The 20583-nt window shown below is 69.4% G+C and carries 23 protein-coding genes; 14 read left to right on the top strand and 9 right to left on the bottom strand.

From position 1 onward, the window contains the following. Position 1 precedes the first annotated feature (1 nt). The 4 genes from ACMGEZ_RS19845 to ACMGEZ_RS19830 all read left to right on the top strand — a co-directional run bounded on the left by ACMGEZ_RS19845 (position 2) and on the right by ACMGEZ_RS19830 (position 3397). Complete coding sequence (locus ACMGEZ_RS19845) at positions 2-850, top strand: ParA family protein (RefSeq protein ID WP_436823989.1); 849 nt, start codon at positions 2-4, stop codon at positions 848-850. Positions 851-886: 36 nt separating this feature from the next. Then, positions 887-1429 (top strand): RBBP9/YdeN family alpha/beta hydrolase, encoded by a 543-nt coding sequence (locus tag ACMGEZ_RS19840; protein WP_436823988.1) that lies wholly within the window; start codon positions 887-889, stop codon positions 1427-1429. Between the two features lie 5 nt (positions 1430-1434). Beyond that, positions 1435-2376 (top strand): ParB/RepB/Spo0J family partition protein, encoded by a 942-nt coding sequence (locus ACMGEZ_RS19835; protein ID WP_436823987.1) that lies wholly within the window; start codon positions 1435-1437, stop codon positions 2374-2376. Positions 2377-2494: 118 nt separating this feature from the next. Then, entirely contained in the window at positions 2495-3397 is a 903-nt protein-coding gene (locus ACMGEZ_RS19830; protein ID WP_436823986.1) for a CsgG/HfaB family protein, read from the top strand. Positions 3398-3477: 80 nt separating this feature from the next. Here the strand turns inward: ACMGEZ_RS19830 and ACMGEZ_RS19825 are convergent, their stop codons facing one another. Then, positions 3478-4902 carry an FAD-binding oxidoreductase gene (locus tag ACMGEZ_RS19825; protein WP_436823985.1) on the bottom strand — a complete coding sequence of 475 codons (1425 nt, stop codon included), beginning with the start codon at positions 4900-4902 and terminating at the stop codon, positions 3478-3480. A 58-nt stretch (positions 4903-4960) separates the two neighbouring features. Here ACMGEZ_RS19825 and ACMGEZ_RS19820 point away from each other — a divergent pair, with 58 nt between their 5' ends. From ACMGEZ_RS19820 to ACMGEZ_RS19810, 3 genes are all read left to right on the top strand, one after another. Further along, positions 4961-5539, top strand: coding sequence for a cob(I)yrinic acid a,c-diamide adenosyltransferase (locus ACMGEZ_RS19820; protein WP_436823984.1), 579 nt, complete (start codon positions 4961-4963; stop codon positions 5537-5539). Between the two features lie 26 nt (positions 5540-5565). After that, positions 5566-5919, top strand: coding sequence for a hypothetical protein (locus ACMGEZ_RS19815; protein WP_436823983.1), 354 nt, complete (start codon positions 5566-5568; stop codon positions 5917-5919). Between the two features lie 122 nt (positions 5920-6041). Further along, on the top strand, positions 6042-6443 hold the full coding sequence (locus ACMGEZ_RS19810) for an RcnB family protein (protein WP_436823982.1): 402 nt from the start codon (positions 6042-6044) through the stop codon (positions 6441-6443). 7 nt (positions 6444-6450) lie between these two features. Here ACMGEZ_RS19810 and ACMGEZ_RS19805 read toward each other — a convergent pair whose 3' ends face one another. Both ACMGEZ_RS19805 and phaP read right to left on the bottom strand, forming a co-directional pair. Beyond that, entirely contained in the window at positions 6451-6708 is a 258-nt protein-coding gene (locus ACMGEZ_RS19805) for a hypothetical protein (protein ID WP_436823981.1), read from the bottom strand. A gap of 113 nt (positions 6709-6821) precedes the next feature. Continuing rightward, positions 6822-7313 carry a TIGR01841 family phasin gene (phaP, locus tag ACMGEZ_RS19800; RefSeq protein ID WP_436823980.1) on the bottom strand — a complete coding sequence of 164 codons (492 nt, stop codon included), beginning with the start codon at positions 7311-7313 and terminating at the stop codon, positions 6822-6824. Positions 7314-7432: 119 nt separating this feature from the next. Between phaP and ACMGEZ_RS19795 the strand changes: the two genes are divergently transcribed. Then, a complete protein-coding gene (locus ACMGEZ_RS19795) occupies positions 7433-8035 on the top strand; it encodes a TetR/AcrR family transcriptional regulator (RefSeq protein WP_436823979.1) in 603 nt (200 codons plus the stop codon). Positions 8036-8240: 205 nt separating this feature from the next. Next, positions 8241-9161 (top strand): alpha/beta fold hydrolase, encoded by a 921-nt coding sequence (locus tag ACMGEZ_RS19790; RefSeq protein ID WP_436823978.1) that lies wholly within the window; start codon positions 8241-8243, stop codon positions 9159-9161. 13 nt (positions 9162-9174) lie between these two features. Here the strand turns inward: ACMGEZ_RS19790 and minE are convergent, their stop codons facing one another. From minE to minC, 3 genes are read right to left on the bottom strand one after another with little or no spacing between them, the layout of a single operon-like run. After that, on the bottom strand, positions 9175-9453 hold the full coding sequence (gene minE, locus ACMGEZ_RS19785; RefSeq protein ID WP_068676594.1) for a cell division topological specificity factor MinE: 279 nt from the start codon (positions 9451-9453) through the stop codon (positions 9175-9177). A gap of 2 nt (positions 9454-9455) precedes the next feature. Beyond that, on the bottom strand, positions 9456-10271 hold the full coding sequence (gene minD, locus ACMGEZ_RS19780; RefSeq protein WP_162572238.1) for a septum site-determining protein MinD: 816 nt from the start codon (positions 10269-10271) through the stop codon (positions 9456-9458). Between the two features lie 59 nt (positions 10272-10330). Continuing rightward, positions 10331-11086 carry a septum site-determining protein MinC gene (minC, locus tag ACMGEZ_RS19775; RefSeq protein ID WP_436823977.1) on the bottom strand — a complete coding sequence of 252 codons (756 nt, stop codon included), beginning with the start codon at positions 11084-11086 and terminating at the stop codon, positions 10331-10333. A gap of 225 nt (positions 11087-11311) precedes the next feature. Here minC and ACMGEZ_RS19770 point away from each other — a divergent pair, with 225 nt between their 5' ends. Beyond that, the gene (locus ACMGEZ_RS19770) at positions 11312-11656 is read left to right on the top strand and encodes a hypothetical protein (RefSeq protein ID WP_436823976.1); all 345 of its coding nucleotides are present in this window, start codon (positions 11312-11314) and stop codon (positions 11654-11656) included. On the opposite strand, the gene ACMGEZ_RS19765 is transcribed toward ACMGEZ_RS19770, so the two are convergent. Continuing rightward, complete coding sequence (locus ACMGEZ_RS19765) at positions 11623-12981, bottom strand: solute carrier family 23 protein (protein ID WP_436823975.1); 1359 nt, start codon at positions 12979-12981, stop codon at positions 11623-11625. The two genes, ACMGEZ_RS19770 and ACMGEZ_RS19765, sit on opposite strands and share 34 nt — an antisense overlap. A 58-nt stretch (positions 12982-13039) precedes the next feature. Next, complete coding sequence (locus ACMGEZ_RS19760) at positions 13040-13465, bottom strand: hotdog fold thioesterase (protein WP_436823974.1); 426 nt, start codon at positions 13463-13465, stop codon at positions 13040-13042. 110 nt (positions 13466-13575) lie between these two features. On the opposite strand from ACMGEZ_RS19760, the gene ACMGEZ_RS19755 reads away from it, so the two are divergent. Beyond that, positions 13576-14898: an AsmA family protein gene (locus ACMGEZ_RS19755; RefSeq protein ID WP_436823973.1), complete on the top strand. Its 1323-nt coding sequence runs from the start codon at positions 13576-13578 to the stop codon at positions 14896-14898. A 12-nt stretch (positions 14899-14910) separates the two neighbouring features. On the opposite strand, the gene ACMGEZ_RS19750 is transcribed toward ACMGEZ_RS19755, so the two are convergent. Beyond that, complete coding sequence (locus tag ACMGEZ_RS19750) at positions 14911-15837, bottom strand: LysR family transcriptional regulator (RefSeq protein WP_436823972.1); 927 nt, start codon at positions 15835-15837, stop codon at positions 14911-14913. A 66-nt stretch (positions 15838-15903) separates the two neighbouring features. Between ACMGEZ_RS19750 and ACMGEZ_RS19745 the strand changes: the two genes are divergently transcribed. The 3 genes from ACMGEZ_RS19745 to ACMGEZ_RS19735 are packed head-to-tail and all read left to right on the top strand — an operon-like array spanning position 15904 to position 20582. Beyond that, positions 15904-17298: an aminotransferase family protein gene (locus tag ACMGEZ_RS19745; RefSeq protein WP_436823971.1), complete on the top strand. Its 1395-nt coding sequence runs from the start codon at positions 15904-15906 to the stop codon at positions 17296-17298. 27 nt (positions 17299-17325) lie between these two features. Next, complete coding sequence (locus tag ACMGEZ_RS19740; protein ID WP_436823970.1) at positions 17326-18300, top strand: Bug family tripartite tricarboxylate transporter substrate binding protein; 975 nt, start codon at positions 17326-17328, stop codon at positions 18298-18300. Then, a complete protein-coding gene (locus tag ACMGEZ_RS19735) occupies positions 18297-20582 on the top strand; it encodes a N,N-dimethylformamidase beta subunit family domain-containing protein (protein ID WP_436823969.1) in 2286 nt (761 codons plus the stop codon). The genes ACMGEZ_RS19740 and ACMGEZ_RS19735 overlap by 4 nt, the downstream gene beginning before the upstream one ends. Position 20583: the final 1 nt, after the last annotated feature.

The raw sequence follows: 20583 nt of genomic DNA, 5'->3' as shown, positions 1-20583 counted from the left end.
CATGGCGAAGATCTTCTGCATCGCGAACCAGAAGGGGGGCGTGGGGAAGACCACGACCGCCGTCAATCTTGCGGCCGGCCTGGCCAAGGTAGGCCAGCGGGTCCTGATGATCGATCTGGACCCGCAAGGCAACGCCACCATGGGCTCCGGCATCGACAAGCGCCGGTTGGAAACCACGGTCTATGACGTGCTGCTCGAGTCGGCCTCGGTGGCCGAGGCGCGGGTGAAATCCGAAAAGTGCGGCTACGACGTGCTGGGTGCCAACCGCGAACTGGCTGGCGCCGAGGTCGAGATGGTGACGCTCGACCGCCGCGAGAAGCGGCTGCGCACCGCGCTGGCTGCCGTCGGCGCCGAGTACGACTTCATCCTCATCGACTGCCCGCCCAGCCTCAGCCTGCTGACGCTCAACGGCCTGTGCTCCGCGCACGGCGTGATCGTGCCCATGCAGTGCGAGTACTTCGCGCTCGAAGGGCTGACCGACCTGGTGAACACCATCAAGCAGGTGCATGCCAATCTCAACAAGAACCTGCAGATCATCGGCCTGCTGCGGGTGATGTTCGACCCCCGCATCACGCTGCAGCAGCAGGTCAGCGAGCAGCTCAAGGCGCATTTCGGCGAAAAGGTGTTCGATACGGTGATCCCGCGCAACGTGCGACTGGCGGAGGCGCCCAGTTACGGCTTGCCCGGCGTGATCTTCGATCCGGCGGCGCGCGGCAGCCAGGCCTTTGTCGCCTTCGCGGAGGAACTGGTGCGGAAAATGCCGCCAGCGAGTGCGCTGGCCAGCGCCGCGCCCGCGCCTGTGCCCATGGAAGCCCCGCCCGTCGCGGTTCAGGACCCGAACGGCGCCTGAGCACAAGCCAACGTTTTGCTATCAATTTTGCAGCAGATGCCCGAGCCCACCATCCTGTTGCTGCCTGGTTGGCAGAACAGCGATCCACCGCATTGGCAAAGCCGCTGGGAGGCGGTGCACGGCGACCGACGTGTCGAGCAGCACGAATGGATGCGGCCCCTGCGAGGTGACTGGTCGGCCCGCCTCGAGGAAGAGGTGCTGGCCGCCCCCGGACCCGTGGCCCTGGTCGCACACAGCCTGGGCTGCATCCTCGTGGCCGCATGGGCCGCTCATTCCCGCAACACGCACAAGGTGCAGGCTGCGCTCCTGGTTGCCCCGGGCGATCTGGAGCGCGACGATCTGCGCCAGATGATCCCCGGCTGGGCGCCGATCGTGCGCGAGCGCCTGCCTTTCCGGGCCCTGATGATCGCCGCCAACGACGATCCCTACTGCAGCGCCGAACGCTCCCGCGAGATGGCGCGCGATTGGGGCGCCCGCTACTTCGACGCCGGGCCCGGCGGCCACCTCAACGGCGAATCCGGCCTGGGCGACTGGCCCGAGGGCCGCCAACTGCTGAACGAACTCCTGAAAGACGAATGACCTCGATGGCCACCAAGAAACCCAAGGGCCTCGGCCGCGGACTCGAAGCCCTGCTCGGGCCCACCTTCACCGGCCCCGACAGCTCGGCCAACGACGATGCCGCACCGCCCAACCCGACCACCCTGAACCTGGACCAGATGGTCCCCGGCGTCTACCAGCCGCGCACCCGGATGGACGAGGGCGCGCTCTACGAGCTGGCGGAGAGCATCAAGGCGCAGGGGATCATGCAGCCCATTCTGGTGCGGCGCCTCGATGGCGACGCCTCGCGCGCCAAGAACGCCGAGTTCGAGATCATCGCGGGCGAGCGGCGCTTCCGGGCCGCCAGGCTGGCCGGCCTCGACAGCGTGCCCGTGCTCGTGCGCGACGTGCCGAACGAGGCCGCGGCGGCCATGTCGCTGATCGAGAACATCCAGCGGGAAGACCTCAACCCGCTGGAAGAGGCCCAAGGCCTGCAACGCCTGGTCTCCGAGTTTGGGCTCACTCACGAGTCCGCCGCGCAGGCCGTCGGCCGTTCGCGCAGCGCCGCCAGCAACCTGCTGCGCCTGCTGAACCTGGCCGAACCAGCCCAGGCCATGCTGATGGCGGGCGACCTCGACATGGGCCATGCGCGCGCACTCCTGTCGCTCGACAAGGCCACGCAGATCACGGCGGCCAACCAGATCGCCGCGAAGAAGCTCTCGGTGCGAGAGACTGAGGCACTGGTCAAGAAGCTGAGCGCCGAATTCAGCCTGCGGCCCCCGGTGCGGCGCGGCGCGGCGGACAAGTCGCGCGACCTGCAGCGTGTGGAGGAGGAGCTCGCGGACCTGCTCGCAGCCGAGGTCGAGGTGCGTATCAAGAAGCGCAGCAAGCGCGGCGGCCGGGTGGAGCAGAGCGGCGAGCTCGCCATCCACTTCGGCTCGCTCGAGGCCCTCAATGGCCTGATCGACCGCATCCGCCAAACGGCCTAACTTCAAAGTTGGGAAGTCCTAGCTTCCGGACGGTTGTCCGGGTGCTTCATTCCGCCTATGCTCTCCCGGTTACTTTTCTTAACCTAATAACCTGAAAGTACTCCGAGGGGTCTCGACCATGAACATTGCCCGTCTCTCGCTCGTCACCGTCGCCGTGGCCACGCTTTTCCTGACCGGTTGCCAGACCACCGACATGCAGATGGGCAGCCAGAGCGCGAAGACCGTGGCTACCGGCAGTGCCGCCGGCAGCGCCTCGGCCAACACCAGCAGCACGCTCGAGCGCTGCGCGTCGCCGCTCGGCACCGTCTCGTTGATCGAGAACCAGTCGGCCGGCTGGTACACCGTCCTGCGCAACGAATACCGCCTGCCGCCCACGGCCAACCTGCTGCGCCTGCTGGTGCAGCAGTCCAACTGCTTCGTGATCGTGGAGCGCGGCGCGGCCGGCATGAATGCCATGTCGCGCGAGCGTGAGCTGATGGCTTCCGGCGAAATGCGCCAGGGCAGCAACTTCGGCCGCGGGCAGATGGTGGCATCGGACTACGGCCTGTCGCCCGAGATCGTCTTCAGCAACAGCAATGCCGGCGGCATGGGCGGTTCGCTCGGCGGCCTGGTCGGCGGGCGCTACAGCGGCGTGCTCGCCGCCGTGGGCGGCAACCTCCAGACCAAGGAAGCCAGTGCGCTGCTGACCTTGATCGACAACCGCTCGGGCGTGCAGGTCGCAGCGTCCGAGGGCAGCGCCTCCAAGACCGACTTCGGTGCTTTCGGCTCGGTCTTCGGCAGCGGCGGCGCAGGCGGCCTGGGCGGCTACACCAACACGGCACAGGGCAAGGTGATCAGCGCTGCCTTCATGGACGCCTTCAACCAGATGGTCGTCTCGCTGCGCAACTACAAGGCGCAGACGGTGCAGGGCCAGGGCCTCGGTGGCGGCGGCCGGCTGGGTGTCGACGGCGGCGTGGCGCCGTCGCAGACCTCGGCGCCGGCTGAACGGGAACCCGCGCGGGCACCGGCGCGTCGCAAGTAATTCGGGAGAGAGCGCCGAGTTCGCTCGGCGCACAAGAAAGCCCGGCCTCCCTGCGAGCGCCGGGCTTTTTCTTGGCCGCCTCAGAGGCTGAAGATCTTGCCCGGGTTCATGATGTTCTTGGGATCGAGCGCGCGCTTGATGGTCCGCATCATGTCGATGGCCCCGACGCCCGCCTCGTTCACCAGGAACTCCATCTTGTGCAGCCCGACGCCATGCTCGCCGGTACAGGTGCCTTCGAGTGCCAGCGCGCGCGAGACCAGCGCGTGGTTGAGCTTCTCGGCGGTCACGCGCTCCTCGGGCGCATTCGGGTCGAGCAGATAGCCGAAGTGGAAATTGCCGTCGCCCACGTGGCCGACGAGGAAGTAGGGGATGCCGCTCGCATCGGCCTCGGCCACGGATTCGAGCAGGCAGTCCGCCAGCCGCGAGATCGGCACGCAGGTGTCGGTGGAGATCACGCGGCAACCCGGCCGCGACTGCACCGCCGCGAAGTAGCTGTTGTGCCGCGCGGTCCACAGCCGTGTGCGCTCCTCCGGCGTGCTGGCCCACTCGAAGGCGTTGCCGCCGTGGCCGCTGGCCAGCTCCTGCACCGTCTCGGCCTGCTCCTTGACGCCGGCCGGCGAGCCGTGAAACTCCATCAGCAGCATCGGCTCTTCGCGCAGCGCCAGCTTGGAGTACGCATTCACCATGCGCACCGTGTTCACGTCGATCAGTTCCACGCGCGCGATCGGCACGCCCAGCTGGATGATCTCGATGGTGGTGCGCACCGCAGCCTCGATGCTCGGGAAGGAGCAGATGGCGGCCGACACCGCCTCGGGCAGCGGGTAGAGGCGCAGGGTGATCTCCGTCACCACGCCCAGCGTCCCCTCGCTGCCGACGAAGAGGCGCGTGAGGTCGTAGCCCGCCGATGACTTCTTCGCGCGGGTGCCGGTGCGGATCACCTCCCCGCTGGCGGTGACGACCTCGAGCGCGAGCACGTTCTCGCGCATCGTGCCGTAGCGCACCGCGTTCGTGCCGCTGGCGCGCGTGGCGGTCATGCCGCCGATCGACGCATCGGCGCCGGGGTCGATGGGGAAGAACAGGCCCGTGCTCTTGATCTCCTCGTTGAGCTGCTTGCGCGTGACGCCGGGCTCCACCGTGACGGTGAGGTCCTCGGCATTGACCGAGAGCACGCGGTTCATGCGGCTCACGTCGATGCTGATGCCGCCCTGCACCGCGAGCAGGTGGCCTTCCAGCGAGGAGCCGACGCCGAAGGGGATCACCGGCACGCTGTACCCACCGGCGAGCTTCACCGCGTCGGCCACGTCCTGCGTGCTCTCGGCGAAGACCACGGCCGCGGGCGGCGGCGCATCGAAGGACGATTCGTCGCGGCCGTGCTGCGTGCGCACCGCCAGGGCGGTCGAGCACTGCTCGCCGAAGCGCGCCTTCAGCGCCTGGATCAATGCGTCCGGCACGTCGCGCAGCGCAATGGCGGGGGTGAGATGGGCGAGGGCGGTGGGCGCGTTCATCGGCGGGTCTCCAGAGGGGGCTACCATTCTACGAACCACCTTCCACGAAGACAGCGACATGGGCAACCGACTCACGCAGATCGCCACGCGCACCGGCGACGACGGGACCACCGGCCTCGGCGACAACACGCGCGTCCCCAAGGACCACCGGCGCGTGCACGCGATGGGCGACGTGGACGAGCTCAACTCGCACATCGGCCTGCTCCTGTGCGAGCCGATGCCGGTGGCGCTGCGCGAGCTGCTGGTCGACGTGCAGCACCAGCTCTTCAACCTGGGCGGCGAGCTGTCGATGCCCGGCTTCACGCTGCTGAAGGCCGATGCGCTGCTGCAGCTCGACAACGCCCTCGCCGAACACAATGCGGCGCTGCCGCGGCTGGCCGAGTTCATCCTGCCGGCGGGCACCCGCGCCGCCGCGCAGGCGCATGTGTGCCGCACCGTCGCACGGCGTGCGGAGCGCGCGGTCGTCGCGCTCGGCGCCGAAGTGGAGCTCAACGAGGCGCCGCGGCAGTACCTCAATCGCTTGAGCGACCTGCTGTTCGTGCTCGCGCGCGTGCTCAATCGCGTGGATGGCGGCGATGACGTGTACTGGAAGAGCGAGCGGCTGGCGCGCGCCTCCAACGCCGACGCCGACGAATGAAAGACCCGACCCCGGGAGACCGACTCATGTCCATCAAGCCCCTCTCCTGCGCCCGCGCCGCCGCGCTCGCGGCCTGGCTCGCGCTGCCGATGGCTGCATCCGCGCAGAACGCCAACGATCCACCGACCGCGCAGCGCGCGCATACGCTCAAGGCGCCGCCGCAGAACGGCAAGGTCCTGGGCGGCATCCAGCGCGGCTCCGATGCCGCGGGCCGCAGCATCGACCACGCCGACTCGGCCACGCGCCGGGGCATCGGCAACGCCTCCGAGCGCGCCAGCCGGCCGATTCGCAACTTCGGTGAATCGCTGGGCCGCAAGCTGCCCGGGGGGCAGGGCCGCAGGGCGCAGCCGGCGGTCGGCCCGCAAGGCAACGCGCCCTGAAACTGTTCAGAGGGTCTTTACCCGCGCTTACACCCTTCATGCCGGGCACACCGGTGGCGCGTCGCAGCGATACGTGGGCTTTCCATACTGCACCCATGTTCCAACGCACTGAAGGAGTTGCAATGAACAACAAGCGCATCAGGACCCGTACCAGCATCGTCGCCGCCGTGCTGGCGCTCGGCATGGCCGGCAGCGCAATGGCGCACGACGACGGCTACGGGCATCGCGACCGTCGTGACGACGACCGCCCGCGCCATTCGCAACGCTTCGATCGCGACCACGACCGCCGCGGGCATTGGGAAGCACGGGACTACGACCATCGCCGCTGGGACGACCGCCGCAACTGGCGTCGCGGCGGCTACCTGCCGCCGACCTACCGCGGCCACTACCACGAGGTCAGCGACTGGCGTGCCCATCGGTTGCAGGCACCGCCCAGCGGCTATCACTGGGTGAGCGCGGACGGCAACATGGTGCTGGCGGCGATCGCGACCGGGCTGATCGCCCAGATCATCGCGTCGCACTAAGCCGGGATCAGGCGGTGGCTGCGACCGTCTGGGCGCACACGTTGTGCCCCGTGATGGTGAGGCGCAGCCCGCCCCCATGCCACTCGAGCCAGTTGAGGGCCACGTAGGCCTCGATGTCCGCGTCGGCGATCTGGTCGGCCTGACGCTGCTTCAACAGGTTGACCGTGGCCGGCAGGGCCTGCCGCAGCCTTTCCCTCGCCGTGGCCCGGTCGGCCGCCGCGGGGGAAAGGTTGCGCGTGGGAAGAGAAGTCGATGCCTTGGCCAAAATCGCTCCGATCGCAGACGAAAGAGACCAATGTACGCTTCCTGCGGGCGCCGTCACGGACCTTTTTCGCAAAATCCGCCGGCGGGCGTGCGCCGCCCGGCAGCGGCGGCAGCTTACTTGCGGGGCGTCTTCAGCAGCTTGCTGACTTCGTCCACGTTGTCGCGGATGCGCTGGCTCACGATGTCGAAGGCCTCGGCCTGCGACTTGGCCGCCAGCTCCGAAAGCTCCCGGATGTCGTCGAGCGCCTGCTTGAAGGCCGCCTTGCCCATGGCGTCGAGCTTGGCGAGGTTCTCGCGCGGCTCCGCGGGCGACATGCCCTTCACCGCAGCTTGCCAATCCTCGATCGAGTTCTTCAGCATTTCGGTCTGGCGTGCCACCACCGCCTGCAGCCCTTGGTAGGACTTCTGGTTCGCCTCCATCAGCGCCTGCAGGTCCTTGCGCCCGCTCTCGACGATGGTGCCGGCCGCGCCGGCCAGCGGAAGGTTCTGCAAGCGCTCGGCCATGCCCTTGAGCGGCTTGATGAAGGCGTCCTGGACATCCTCCGCGGCCGTGGGCCCCGCTTTCCTGGCGCCCGCCGTGCTGCGCGTCTTGCTGCTGGTTGCCATGCTTGTCTCCGGTTTGTGTTGGAGACGCCACGATACCCCCACACCCCGGCTGGATGGAAGCCGCAAACGCCCCATTTCTTTCGTCTCGCAATTTCGCACATGTGTGCTAAATTTACCGAATGGATGCCAAGACCCAGAAGAGCGAGCTGACCCGCACCGCCATCATCGGCACGGCGATGGATCTTGCCTCGGCGGAGGGCCTGGACGCCATCACCCTCCAGGCGGTGGCCACGCGGCTGGGCCTGTCCAAGAGCGGGGTGTTCTCAAGGGTGGGCTCGCGCGAGGCGCTGCAGAAGGCGGTGATCGAGGAATACGGCCGGCGTTTCCTGGCCGACGTGTTCGTGCCCGCGATGCAGAAGCCCAAGGGACTCGCACGGCTGGACGAAATCGTCTCACGCTGGATCGTGCGCACCCGTGACGTCGAGACCGAGACCGGCTGCATCTACACGGCCGGCGCCTTCGAGTTCGACGACCGCGAGGGCGAGTTGCGCAATGTGCTCGTGGAGGAGGTCACGCGCTGGCGCGCCGCCCTGCGCCGCACCGTGCTCCAGGCCATCGAGACCGGAGAGCTGCGGCCCGATACCGATCCCGCGCAGCTCGTCAGCGAGATCAATGGACTGATCATGTCCCTGCTGCACGACGCGCGCTTCCTGCGCGACACGCGCGCCGCAGACCGCGCCCAGCTCACCTGGCAGCGCTTGATTGCCAGTTACCGGGCGTGAGTTCCATGCCTGCCGCCACCCATGACCTTCGTTTGCTTACATTTCGCACGATCGTGCGATAAAAGGAGAAAACCATGTTAATCGCCCTTTTGTTCCTGGGTGCCTGCCTGCTGGGGCTGGGCATGCGCACGGTGCTCGACACCGTTCGCAGCCTGCCGCAAAGCAACGACGACTGGGTCTGGTACTGAAGAACCTGGAATCCACGATGCCGACCGCTACGTCCTCCACCTCCACTGCCGCCGCACCCTCGGCTGCGACCTCCAACTACTACGGCGCCAGCCCCTGGATGCGCGCCTTGCGCCTGGCCTTGGCCGCATCGCAGCGCGTCTGGCCCACGCTCGGCGTGCGCGGCGCCTACCGCCTCTTCGGCACCCCGCTGCCGCTCAAGTGGCTCAACCGCCGCCACGGCCCCGGCGCCGGATGGCAACGCGAGGCCTGGGCTTTCGAAAATGCGAGCCTCGGCCTCTACACGCCCGATGTCGCCTCGCCCGAGGCCCCGCGCGTGCTGCTCGTCCATGGCTGGGGCGGCCACGCGGGCCAGATGCTCCCGCTGGCGCAGGCCCTGATCGCCGCCGGCCTTACCCCGCTGCTGCTGGAAATGCCGGCCCACGGCCGCAGCCCCGGCACGGTCAGCAACCTGCCGCAGTTCGCGCGAGCGATCGACTACGTGGCGGCCCGGCTGGCGCTGGAGGGCACGGCGCTCAAGGCCATCGCGGCGCACTCGCTGGGCGCGAACGCGTTGGCCTACGCGGCCAGCCGCGGCCTGCGCGCCGAACGCCTGGTCCTGTTGGCGCCGCCCGCGTCACCGCATGCCTTCACCCGCTATTTCGCGCATGTGTTCGGCCTGAGCGAGCGCACGCGCGCCGCCATGCAGCACCGGATCGAGGCGCGCGAGGGCATCCTGATGCCGCTGCTGGAGCCCGCCGCCGTCGGCCCGCGCATCGCACAGCCCACGCTGGTGGTGCATGACCGCGACGACCGCGTCAACCGCTTCGCCGACGGCGTGGCCTACCGCGACGCCATTGCCGGCGCGCAGCTCATCGCAACAGAGGGGCTGGGCCACCGCCGCATCCTGCGGGAGCCCTCGGTGCTGCAGCAGGTGGCCGACTTCGTCTCGAAGGCGTGAGAGGAGCGCGCGCTCAGCGCGCGGCCAGCGCAGCCCCGTCCGGCAGCTCGATTTTGACCTCGAGCACCTCGAGGTCGTCCTGCTTCTCGAGGTGGACCTTGATGTCCTCGGCCTTGATCGACACGTACTTCGAGATCACCGCGATCAGCTCGCGCTGCAGCTCCGGCAGGTAGTCGGGCCGCCGCTTGCCGCTCAGGCTGCTGCGTTCGTGCGCCAGGATGATCTGCAGGCGCTCCTTCGCGACGCTCGCCGTCTTCTTCTTTTCGCCCAGCAGGAACGAGAAAAAGGACATGCTTACCTCCCCCCGAAGAAGCGCTTGAAGAAGCTGGGCTTCTCGGCCTCGACGAAGCGCATCGGCCTGTCTTCGCCGAGGAAGCGCGCCACCACGTCGCTGTAGGCCTGTGCCACTTCGGTCTCCTTGTCGTGGATTGCCGGGATGCCCTGGTTGGACGCCTGCAGCACGCTCTCGGACTCCGGGATCACGCCGATCAGCTTGATGCGCAGGATGTCCTGGATGTCCTCCAGCGACAGCATCTGCCCGCCCGCCACCCGGTTGGGGTTGTAGCGCGTGATCAGCAGGTGCTCCTTGATCGGCTCGCCGCCTTCCTTGGCCCGCTTGGTCTTGGAGCCGAGCATGCCGAGGATGCGGTCGGAATCGCGCACCGAGGAGACCTCGGGGTTGGTCACGATCAGCGCCTCGTCGGCGAAGTGCATCGCCATCAGCGCGCCGGTCTCGATGCCCGCAGGCGAGTCGCAGACGATGTAGTCGAAGCCCTGCTCGCTCAGCTCGTTGAGGATCTTCTCGACGCCCTCCTGCTTGAGCGCATCCTTGTCGCGCGTCTGCGAGGCGGCCAGCACGAACAGGTTGTCGCACTGCTTGTCCTTGATCAGCGCCTGGCTCAGGTTGGCCTCGCCCTGGATCACGTTGATCAGGTCGTAGACCACGCGCCGCTCGCAGCCCATGATCAGGTCCAGGTTGCGCAGGCCGACGTCGAAGTCGATCACGGCCGTCTTCTTGCCCGCCAGTGCGAGGCCCGATGCAAAGCTCGCGCTCGTGGTCGTCTTGCCGACGCCGCCCTTGCCCGAGGTCACCACCACAATCTTGGCCATTCGAATCCTTCTCTTCTGTTTCGTTTGTTCAGGTGTGCGCATGCGCGCGGATGGTCGCTTCATTCGATAGCGCTCATCACGATCTTCTTTCCATCCAGCGAGATCTGCGCCGCCTTGCCCGCCACTTCCGCCGGCAGTGCGACCTCCGCGGTGCGGTAGATGCCCGCGATCGCGACCAGCTGCGCTTCCATGCAGGTGGTGAAGATGCGGGCCTCGGTGTTCCCGCGCGCACCCGCGATCGCCTTGCCGCGCAGCGGCGCGTAGACGTGCACGTTGCCGTCGGCGATCACCTCGGCGCCGAAGCTGACCACCGCGGTCACCACCACGTCGCCGCCGCGCGCATACACCTGCTGGCCCGAACGCAGCGGCTTGTCGATCACCAGCGTGCCGTTGGCCGGCACCGGCACCTCGCGCACGATCTGGGGCTGGGGTGCCTCGGCCGGCGGCGGGGCGGGCCGCGGGCTCGGTGCAGGGGGCACCGGCATCGCGGTCACCGACAGGCCGGCCGCGCGCGCCGCGGCGTTCTGCGCATCGCTGCCGCCGCGCACCGCGATCGGCTGGGTCTGGTGGCGCGCGAGCAGCGCGCGCAGTGCGGGGAAGTCGAGGCCAGCCGCTGCATCGCTCTGCTCCAGCTGCGAGAGATCGATGACGACCGGCTCCTGGTCGAAGAAATCGGGGGAATCGGCGAGTTGGGCGTCCAGCGCCTCGGCCAGCACGCCCAGGTCCGCGGTCTTGAGGATCACGGCGATCAGCGGAAGCGTCGCGCTCTTGAATTCGAAAACCGCTCGGGTGCGCGCGGCGGATGCATCTGCCATGGAAAACGTGGGTGCGAAAAGCGTTGGAGTCTAACGGGGAGTGGCGGGCAACCTGTCGATGCTTCCCGGAAAGCTGACCGGGCACAACACTTCTTGCACGGGGTTTCACATTGAATCACGCACACAACACCGGCACCAACGCGCGCTTGACTCCTACAAGCACGCAAGCGTTCTTTTCAGAGACTCACGCGCTTCGGCCCCGCGTGGGCTGCTCGTCCCCATCCTATGCAACCCATCCTCGACATTCGCTCGGTGCGGCCGGATCTCTACACCTACAGCCTCGGCGCCGCTCCGGCTGCCGAGCTCCAGTGCGGCGATTTCTTCGACACGGCCGAACATTGCCTGTTCGACGCGGGGCGTGGGCTGTACCGCTATTTCGACAGCGCTCAGATCCGTTTCGCCGGCTTCGCGCTCGGCAGCTACCCGGTCGCGCGCATGGTGGAAGACCCGCTGGGCCTGTGCCAGGAGCTCATGGTGCGCGCCCTTCGCATCTGCCGGACGCACACGCACGCGCTGCCGCGCCGGTGGAGCCCGCCTCAGGTGGCGCGCGAGCGGTTGAGCAGGGCGTAGAGCAGGATCGCGCCGAAGGTGGCGGTGCCGATGCCGCCCAACGCGAACTGCCCGAACTTGAGCGTGAAGTCGCCGGTGCCCAGGATCAGCGTGATGGCCGCCACGATCAGGTTGCGGTTCTGCGAGAAGTCCACGCGGTTGTCGACCCAGATCTTGGCCCCCGCAACCGCGATCAGGCCGAAGACCACGATGCTCACGCCGCCCATCACCGGCAGCGGAATCGCCTGGATCAGCGCGCCGAACTTCGGGCTGAAGCCCAGCAGCAGCGCGATCAGCGCCGCCACCACGAAGATCGCCGTGGAATAGATCTTGGTGGCCGCCATCACACCGATGTTCTCGGCATAGGTGGTGACCCCGGTGCCGCCTGCCGCCCCGCTCACCATCGTGGCGATGCCGTCGCCGATGAAGGCACGGCCCAGATACGGATTGAGGTCGCGCCCCGTCATCGCGCTCACGGCCTTGATGTGGCCCAGGTTCTCGGCCACCAGGATCACCGCCACCGGCGCGATCAGCAGCATGGCGTTCACCTCGAACACCGGCGCCGCGAACTTCGGCAGGCCGAACCATGGCGCCGCTGCCAGCGGGCCGAGGTCGATCGGTTTGCCGAGGCCCAGGCCGTTGGTCAGCACGGCGTAGATCAGGCTGGCCGCGATCAGCCCCATGAGGATCAGCAGGCGTTGCACCATGCCGCGCGTGTAGACCGCGATCAGGCCCACACACAGGAAGGTGAGCGCCTGCATCCAGGTGTCGAAGCCGGTCGGCGCCATGTTCTTGATCGGCACGCTCGCGAGGTTGAGCCCGATCACCGCCACCACCGCGCCCGTCACCACCGGCGGCATCAGCCGCTCGATCCAGTGCACCGCGACGTCCTGCTCGATCTCCTCCACCTCGACGCCGCGGATCGGCGCCGACTTGTGGTGCCGCTCGTTGGTGAGCGCGACCAGCACGCCGATCAGCACGTAAATGGCGCCGCAGGCGATGATCCCGCCCAGCGCCACGCCGAGGTTGGCGTTCGGCCCCTGGCCGGCATAGCCGGTGGCCGCGATCACCACGCCGATGAAGGCGAAGCTGGAGCCCAGGTAGCTCGGCACCCGGCCGCCGGTGACCAGGAAGAAGATCAGCGTGCCGACGCCGCTCATCAGGATCGCGATGTTGGGGTTGAAGCCCATGAGGATGGGCGCCAGCACGGTCGCGCCGAACATCGCGATCACGTGCTGCACCCCCATTGCGGTGGTCTGCGCCCAGGGCAGGCGCTCATCGGGCGCCACCACGGCGGCGCTGCCGGCGGCGACCTTGCGCCAGCGGGGAAGGTAGGAATCGCTCATGGGTCTTTTCTCCTCGGTTGTTGTTCTTGGGCGCCCCGGCGGGCGCGCTCGCGCCTTCTCAGGCTTGCGGGATCAGCACCGCCATCGTCAGCCGCGAGACGCAGGTCAGCTCGCCCGCGTCGTTCGTGAGGTCGATCTGCCAGACCTGCGTGCTGCGCCCGCGGTGCACCGGGCGCGCAATGCCCGTGACCCAGCCCGAGGTCGTGGCCCTGATGTGGTTGGCATTGATGTCCAGCCCCACCGCGCGGTGGCCCTCGGGCGCCGAGTAGTGCGCGCCGCAGGAGCCCAGGGTCTCGGCTAGCACCACCGACACGCCGCCGTGCAGGATGCCGTAGGGCTGGCGCGTGCGCTCGTCCACCGGCACGCGGCCGCGGATGAAGTCGGGGCCGATCTCCAGGAACTCCACGCCCAGCGTCGCGACCGCCGTGTTCACGTGGCTGCGGGTGAGTTCCTCGATCGAGATCTCTTTCTTCCAGATGGACATTCGCTTTCTCCGGTTCGGTTGGGTGTGGCCAAAACTATAGCGACTGGTCCTGACACGGCCACGGGCCCGCGGCCGATGCGGGCGCCGGGCGATGGATCTAAGCTCGCGCCATGAAGCTGACGCCTGCCCGGCGATGGGTCATCGGCTCGCTGGTCGTGCTGCTCCTGCTGCTGGGCGGCGGGGCATGGTTCGCCTGGCGGCTGCTGCCGAGCGACGAAGAGCTCGCCGCCCGCGTCAGCGAGGGTTTCGAGCGCGCGAGCGGCATCGGCCTGCGCGTGGGCAGTGCGAGCTGGTCGCTGCGCCCGGCGCCGGTCGTGGTGCTGCGCGAGCTCGCGACCGAGCAGCCGCGGCCGATCACCGTGGGCCGGGTCGTCCTTCGGCCGCGGCTCGATGCGCTGTGGCGCCGCACCATCGCGATCGAGGCCGTCGAAGTCGAAGGCGCCGTACTGCCGCGGGCTTCGGTGCGCGCCTTTCGCGGCCGCTGGAAGAAGGGCGAGCTCTCCGGCTTGATGGCCGGCGCCTGGTCCATGGCCGAGACCCCGATCGAGCGCCTGCAGCTGCGCGACATCACGTGGATCAACCGCCGCGACATCGCCCTTGCGTACGACGCCGAGGTGCGCTTCGACCCCGGCTGGCGCCCGCGGGAGGCGGAAGTGCGGCGCCCCGGCGTCTCGCCGACCACGCGGCTGCGTCTCGCGCGCCAGGGCGAGGAAGACCGCTGGCGCGTCGACATCGATGCGGGGGGCGGCACCTGGAACGGCCAGGCCGAGCTGCAGGCGCCGGACAAGGGCCCCCTGCGCCTCAGCGCCCAGCTGGAGCCCCGGGGCGTGGACGTCGGCGAACTCGTGAGCGCCTTCGGGCGCCGCCAGGCGGTCGACGGCCGCTTCGACGGCCGCACCGAAGTGCGCAGCGAAGGCGACGGTGTCGGCGAGCTGATCCGCCACCTGAACACCCGCACCCGCTTCGTCATGCGGCCGGCGACCGTCAAGGGCTTCGACCTGTCGAAGGTGGTCGGCGCGCCGGACGCCGCGCGCGGCGGCCAGACGGTGCTCGACGAGCTCACCGGCACCCTCGAGACGCAGAACACCGAGGACGGCGTCCTGCTGCGCTACATCGGCCTGCAGGCGCGCTCCGGCGTGCTCAGCGCCAGCGGCAGCGCGAGCGTGCTCAATCGCCGCCTGAACGGCGAAATGGCGATCGACCTGGTCGACGGCGTCGTCGGCGTGCCGCTCAAGCTGGCCGGCACGCTCGACAACCCTCAGCTGTCGATGACCGGCGGGGCGCTGGCCGGCGCCGCGGTGGGCACGGCGGTGCTGCCGGGCGTGGGTACCGCCATCGGCGCGCGCATCGGCCAGCAGGTGGAAAAACTGTTCGGCGGCGAGGACGAGAAGAAGAAAAAGCCGCAGCGCCCCGCGCCGTCCAGGGCGCGCTGAGCCGGCGCTCTTTCATCGCTGCGCGGGCCTGAATCCGGGCAGCGCATGCATGCGCTGCTTCAATGCCTCGATGAATGCCGTCACCCGCGCCGGTCGGTACAGCCCCGGCGGCAGCGCCACGTGGATGCCGATCGGCTCCAGCCACCACCGCGGCAGCACCCGCTTGAGCCGGCCGGCCTGGATGTCCGCGTGGCACATCCACGGCGCTGCGGCGCCGATGCCGGCGCCGTTGAGGATCGCGCGGTAGCTCGACAGCAGGCTGTCGGTCTTGATCGGCGTGTCCAGCCGCACCATGCGCGAGCGCCCCGACCGGTCGAGCAGCCGCACGCTGCCCTCCACATAGGGCACCAGGCCCACGCAGGGCAGCGAGGGCAGCCGCGCCAGCGTGACCGGGCCGGTGCGCTTGAGCAGCGCCGGCGTGGCGATCAGCACGCGCTCCATCGCGCCCAGGTGGCGGCTGACCAGGCCCGGGTCGCGCACCTCGCCCACGCAGACCCAGCACTCCGCGCCCGAGGCCGCGAGGTCGACCACGCGATCGGTCAGCGTCAGCTCGATGCGCAAGCCGGGGTGCGCGGCCCGCAGGTCCGTCACCGCGTCGGTCAGGAAGCCGGTGCCGTAGCCCGAGGGACCGATCACGCGCAAGGTGCCCTCGGGCCGACTCTGGCCGCCCGACAGCCGGTGCGACAGGCCCGACCATCGATCGGTCAGGTCGTGCGCCTCGGCCAGCAGCGAGCGGCCTTCGTCGGTCAGCGAGAAGCTCGCCGTCGTGCGCAGCGCCAGCTTGCAGCCCAGCAGCCGCTCGAGCTCCAGCAGGCGCCGGCTCACGGTGGGCTGCGTGGTGTCGAGCAGCCGCGCTGCCTTGCTGAGCGATCCGCTCTCGCCGATGCGGATGAAGGTGGCGAGCAGGTCCAGGCGGTCGTGGGCGTACTTCATGCGCATGACGTATAGCACTTCATCGCTCGATACGTCTACCCGCCGGTGCGCTCTGTTCGTATCGTGCGCGGCATGAACAACCCCATCGTTCGCACCGTCGGCGACACGCCCAAGGGCGGCACCGTCCTCGGCTTCTATGCGCCCAAGGGCGCGCCGCGCCCGCCGCGCATCGCACGCGGCGAAGGCATCTTCCTGTGGGACGCCGACGGCCGGCGCTACCTGGACGCGACCGCCGGCGCGGTGGTGGCAAACATCGGCCACGGCAACCCGCGCGTGCTCGCCGCGATGACCGAGCAGGCCGCCAAGGTCAGCTTCGCCTACCCGCGCTTCTTCGAGAGCGAGCACAACATCGCGCTGGCCGATCGCGTCTGCGCGCTGGCGGGCGAGGGCTTCGACCGCGCCTTCTTCGTCTCGGGCGGCTCGGAGGCCAACGAGTCGGCCATCAAGCTGGCGCGGCAGTACGCGGTGGTCACGGGCCAGGGCTGCCGCAGCAAGGTGATCTCGCGCGACCCCAGCTACCACGGCTCCACGCTCGGCGCGCTCGCGGTCACCGGCGATGCCAACACGCTGAAGCTCTACGGACCGATGATCCGTTCGATGCCCAAGGTGCCGGCGCCGCTGTCCTATCGCGTGCCGGAGGGCCACTCGGCGGCCTCCCACGAGATGGCCTGCGCCGACGAACTCGAGCAGACCATCCTGCGCGAAGGCCCCGAGACCGTGCTCGCCTTCATCCTCGAGCCCATCGGCGGCCTCTCGACCGGCGCGGTCGTCTCGTCGGCCGGGTACTTCGAGCGCGTGCGGCAGATCTGCGACCGCCATGGCGTGCTCGTCATCTACGACGAGATCATGAGCGGCGCCGGCCGCACCGGCGCCTTCCTCGCCGCGCACCACTGGCCCGCCGCGCGGCCCGACCTGGTCACGCTCGCCAAGGGCCTGGCCGCCGGCTACACCCCGCTGGGCTGCCTGCTGGCGCCGGACCGCATCGTCGACGCGGTGGCCGGCAGCGGCGGCTTCGTGCATGGCCACACCTACTTCACCAATCCGCTCTCGTGCGCGGTCGCGCATGCGGTGGTCGACGAGGTGATCCGCCAGGACCTGGTCACGCGCGCGCACGAGCGGGGCGAGCTGCTGATGGCGCGGCTGCGCGAGATTGCCGCGCGTTCGCCCATCGTCGGCGACGTGCGCGGCAAGGGCCTGCTGACGGCGATCGAGATCGTGGCCGACAAGTCCACCAAGCGGCAGCTGCCCACGTCCTTCAACGCGCCGGCGCGGCTCACCGAACATGGGCTGAAGCGCGGCATTGCGCTCTACAACCGGCGCGCCAACCTCGGCGCCTACGGCGACTTCCAGATGATCACGCCGCCGCTCACCATCAGCGAGGCCGAGATCGACACGCTGGCCGAGCTGCTCGAGACATCGCTGACGGACCTCGCCGACGAGATCGCGCGCAAGGGCCTCGCGGCCTGACCCTTTCTCATCCTTCAAAGGCTCACCATGATCCACCGTCTTCTGCAGACCGCGCTGGCCTGCGCCAGCCTCGCCTTCGCCGCTGCCGCGCCCGCGCAGATCGCCACCGACAAGGGCCCCGTCAAGCTGATCGTCGGCTACCCGGCCGGCGGCTCGGCCGATGTGCAGGCCCGCACCCTGTCCGACAAGCTCGCGGCCGAGCTCGGCACCACCGTGGTGGTCGACAACCGCACCGGCGCCGGCGGCCAGATCGCGGCCGACTACGTGCGCAACGCCGCGCCCGACGGCCTCACCGTGCTGCTGGCCAACATGCACATGATGGTCATGCTGCCGCTGACCTCGAAGTCGGTGCGTTACGACCCGGTGACGGACTTCAAGGCCGTGGGCCGCGTCGCCAGCTTCTACGAAGGCATCGCCGTGCCCGCCGCGCTGCCGGCCAAGGACGTGAAGCAATGGCTGGACATCGCGCGCACCGATCCGCAGAAGGCCAGCTACGGCGTGCCCGCGCCGGGCAGCGTCGCGCAGTTTATGGGCTACCGGCTCGGTGCCGAAGCCAAGGTCAACCTGGTGGCGGCGCCGTACCGCGGCGCCGCGCCGCTGGTGCAGGACCTGCTGGGCGGCCAGATCGCGGCCGGCATCACGCCCATCGCCGACCTCGTGGCCCACCAGCAGAGCGGCAAGCTCAGGGTGCTGGCGGTCAACGGCGCGAAGCGCGCCGCTCTGCTGCCCGACGTGCCCACGCTGAAGGAGCTGGGCCAGCCGCATTTCGACAACCTCGAATGGACCGGCCTGTTCGTGCCGGCCGGAACGCCCAAGCCCGTCGTCGACCAGCTCCACGCGGCACTGGGCAAGGCGCTGGCCAACAAGGAGGTGCAGGAGCGCCTGCTCAAGCTCAGCAGCGACCCGCACCCGAGCAGCGGGGAAGAGCTCCGCCGGCTCATCGAAGACGACCTCAAGCGCTGGGGCCCCGTGGTCAAGGCCTCGGGCTTCACCTCCGAATGAGCAGCATTCCCCCGCACAAGCCTCTTCATCTTCCCGGCGTCCACGGCTATGCCGACCACAAGAGCGTGGCGGCCGGGGAGCTGCTGCGCTTCCACGTCAGCAGCGACCGGGCCTATCGGCTTTCCGTCTGCAGGCTGGGCAGCGACGTGGAAGGGCGCAGCGACGACGTGGTGCTGCATCGCTTCGCGCCCTCCAGCGCGCGGGTGCAGCCCATCCATCCGGGCTCCTATGTGCATGTCGACAAGGGCTTGCCCGCCGCACTGCCCCTGCGCGGCCTGACCGTGGAATGCTGGGTCAAGCCGTGGCGCATCGACGCGCGGCAGGGCCTCATCGGCCAGTACGACTTCCCGGCGCATTGCGGCTGGGGCCTCTTCATCGAGGAGGGTGGGGCGCTGGGCTTCCATCTCGGCAATGGCAGCGCCTCCCACGCCGATGCGCTGCAGGCGCGGGGCCGCCTGGCTGCGCGGCGTTGGCAGCATGTGGTCGCCACGTGGAACGGCCGGGTCGCCGCGTTGTGGATCGATGGCGTGCAGGCCGGGCAATGGGAGGCCGCGCAGGAGGTGCGGCCCGGCCCCGCGCCGCTGCGCCTGGGCGCCGGCGCCATCGACGGCCTGGCCGACCTCTTCCTCGACGCCGACCTGGCGATGCCCGTGCTCTACGACCGCGCGCTCGGAGCGCAGGAGATCGCGCAGCGCTTCGCGGAACGCGGCCTGGTCGTCCCCACCGGCCGCTCGGTGCTGGCCTGCTGGCCGCTGCGCGAGGAACGCGGCGCGCAGGTCGCCGATGCGAGCGGCCATCAGCGCACCGGCCGCATCGTCAACCACGGCACCTGGATGATCGTCGGCCCGGCCTTCGAGCCGGCCAAGGTCGGCGCCTGCGAAGACGCCGCATCGACCTACGACCCCTTCAGCGATCCGACGCGCGGCCATGGCCTGCGGCTGGCGAGCGACGACCTCTACGACTGCCGCTGGGAGGCCACGCACGAGTTCCGCGTGCTGGAGGACGCAAGGCCCGGCCTCTACGTCGGCCGCCTGCGCTTCGAGCTCGACGGCCGCGACGCCGACTACGACATCACGTTCATCGTCCGCAAGCCCGCGCATGCGGCGCCCGCGCCGGTCCTCGTGCTGTGCGCCGTCAGCAGCTGGCTCGCTTATGCGAGCACGCCGTTTGCGAAGAACGTGGTGGACGATCCGGTGTGGCCGCGCCGCTCGGCGGGCCTGGAGAGCTGCCACCCGCAGGCCCCCGCCTATTGCAGCTACACCTACCACCGCGCCGGCCAGCCCTGCTACCAGGTCGGCCTGCGCATGCCGTGGCCCAACGCGAACCCCAATGCGCTGTACGACCCCGAAGGCAGCGGCTTCAGCCAGTGGGCGCGGCTCGAACGCCGCCTCCACGTGTGGCTGGAGCGCGAGGGCTACGACTTCGATGTGATCGGCGACATCGACCTGCACCGCGACCCATCGCTGCTCTCGCGCTATCGAACCGTCATCGTCAACGGCCACAGCGAGTACTGGTCGACCCCCGCGGTTGATGGCCTGGACGACTACCTGCGCCGCGGCGGCAGCGCGATCGTGCTGTCGGGCAACACCATGTACCTGCGCGTGAGCTACGACGAGGACATGACGGTCATGGAGCAGCGCAAGGTCGACGGCCCCGGCCATGACGAGACCGTGCCGCCGGTCGGCCCGCCCGCCGGCCCCTTCGGCGAGCAGTACCACAGCCAGGATTGGGCGCTCGGCGGCCGCCTCAAGGCCTCGGGCCGGGCGGCTGCCGACATCGTCGGCCTGGAGACCGCGGGCTGGGCCTTCGCCGACAGCGAGGACTTCGGCGTCTACCACGTGACGCAGCCGCGGCATGCCCTGTTCAACGAGCCGCACCCGCTGGGCCTCGCCGAGGGCCAGACCTTCGGCCATGCGCCGGGCGGCGGGCTGCCGCGCGCGATCGGCCATGAATGGGACCTCACCATCGCCACGCTCGCGCGCATGACGAAGCAGGTCCCGCCCGGCGCATCGCTGCCTGTGCCGCAGCAGGGCATCGAGGTCATCGCCCACGGCATCCGCCGCGTGCCCGGCCGGCTCGACGCGTATCTGGACTGCTTCTCGAAGCTCACCGAATCCATCGACGGCCTCTCGGCCGAGATGATCTATTGGGAGCGCCCCCAGGGCGGCCGTGTGTTCCACGCCGGCGCCGTGGGTGCGGCCTGGGTGCTGGGCAGCGATCCGGTCTTCGGCCGCTTGCTGCGCAACGTGCTGTACCGCTTCGGGGTGCAGCCCAGGGAGTGAA

The organism is Variovorax stachyos (genome assembly GCF_051400855.1).
Taxonomy (GTDB): domain Bacteria; phylum Pseudomonadota; class Gammaproteobacteria; order Burkholderiales; family Burkholderiaceae_C; genus Variovorax.
This window is presented reverse-complemented; position numbering and strand designations above follow the sequence as displayed.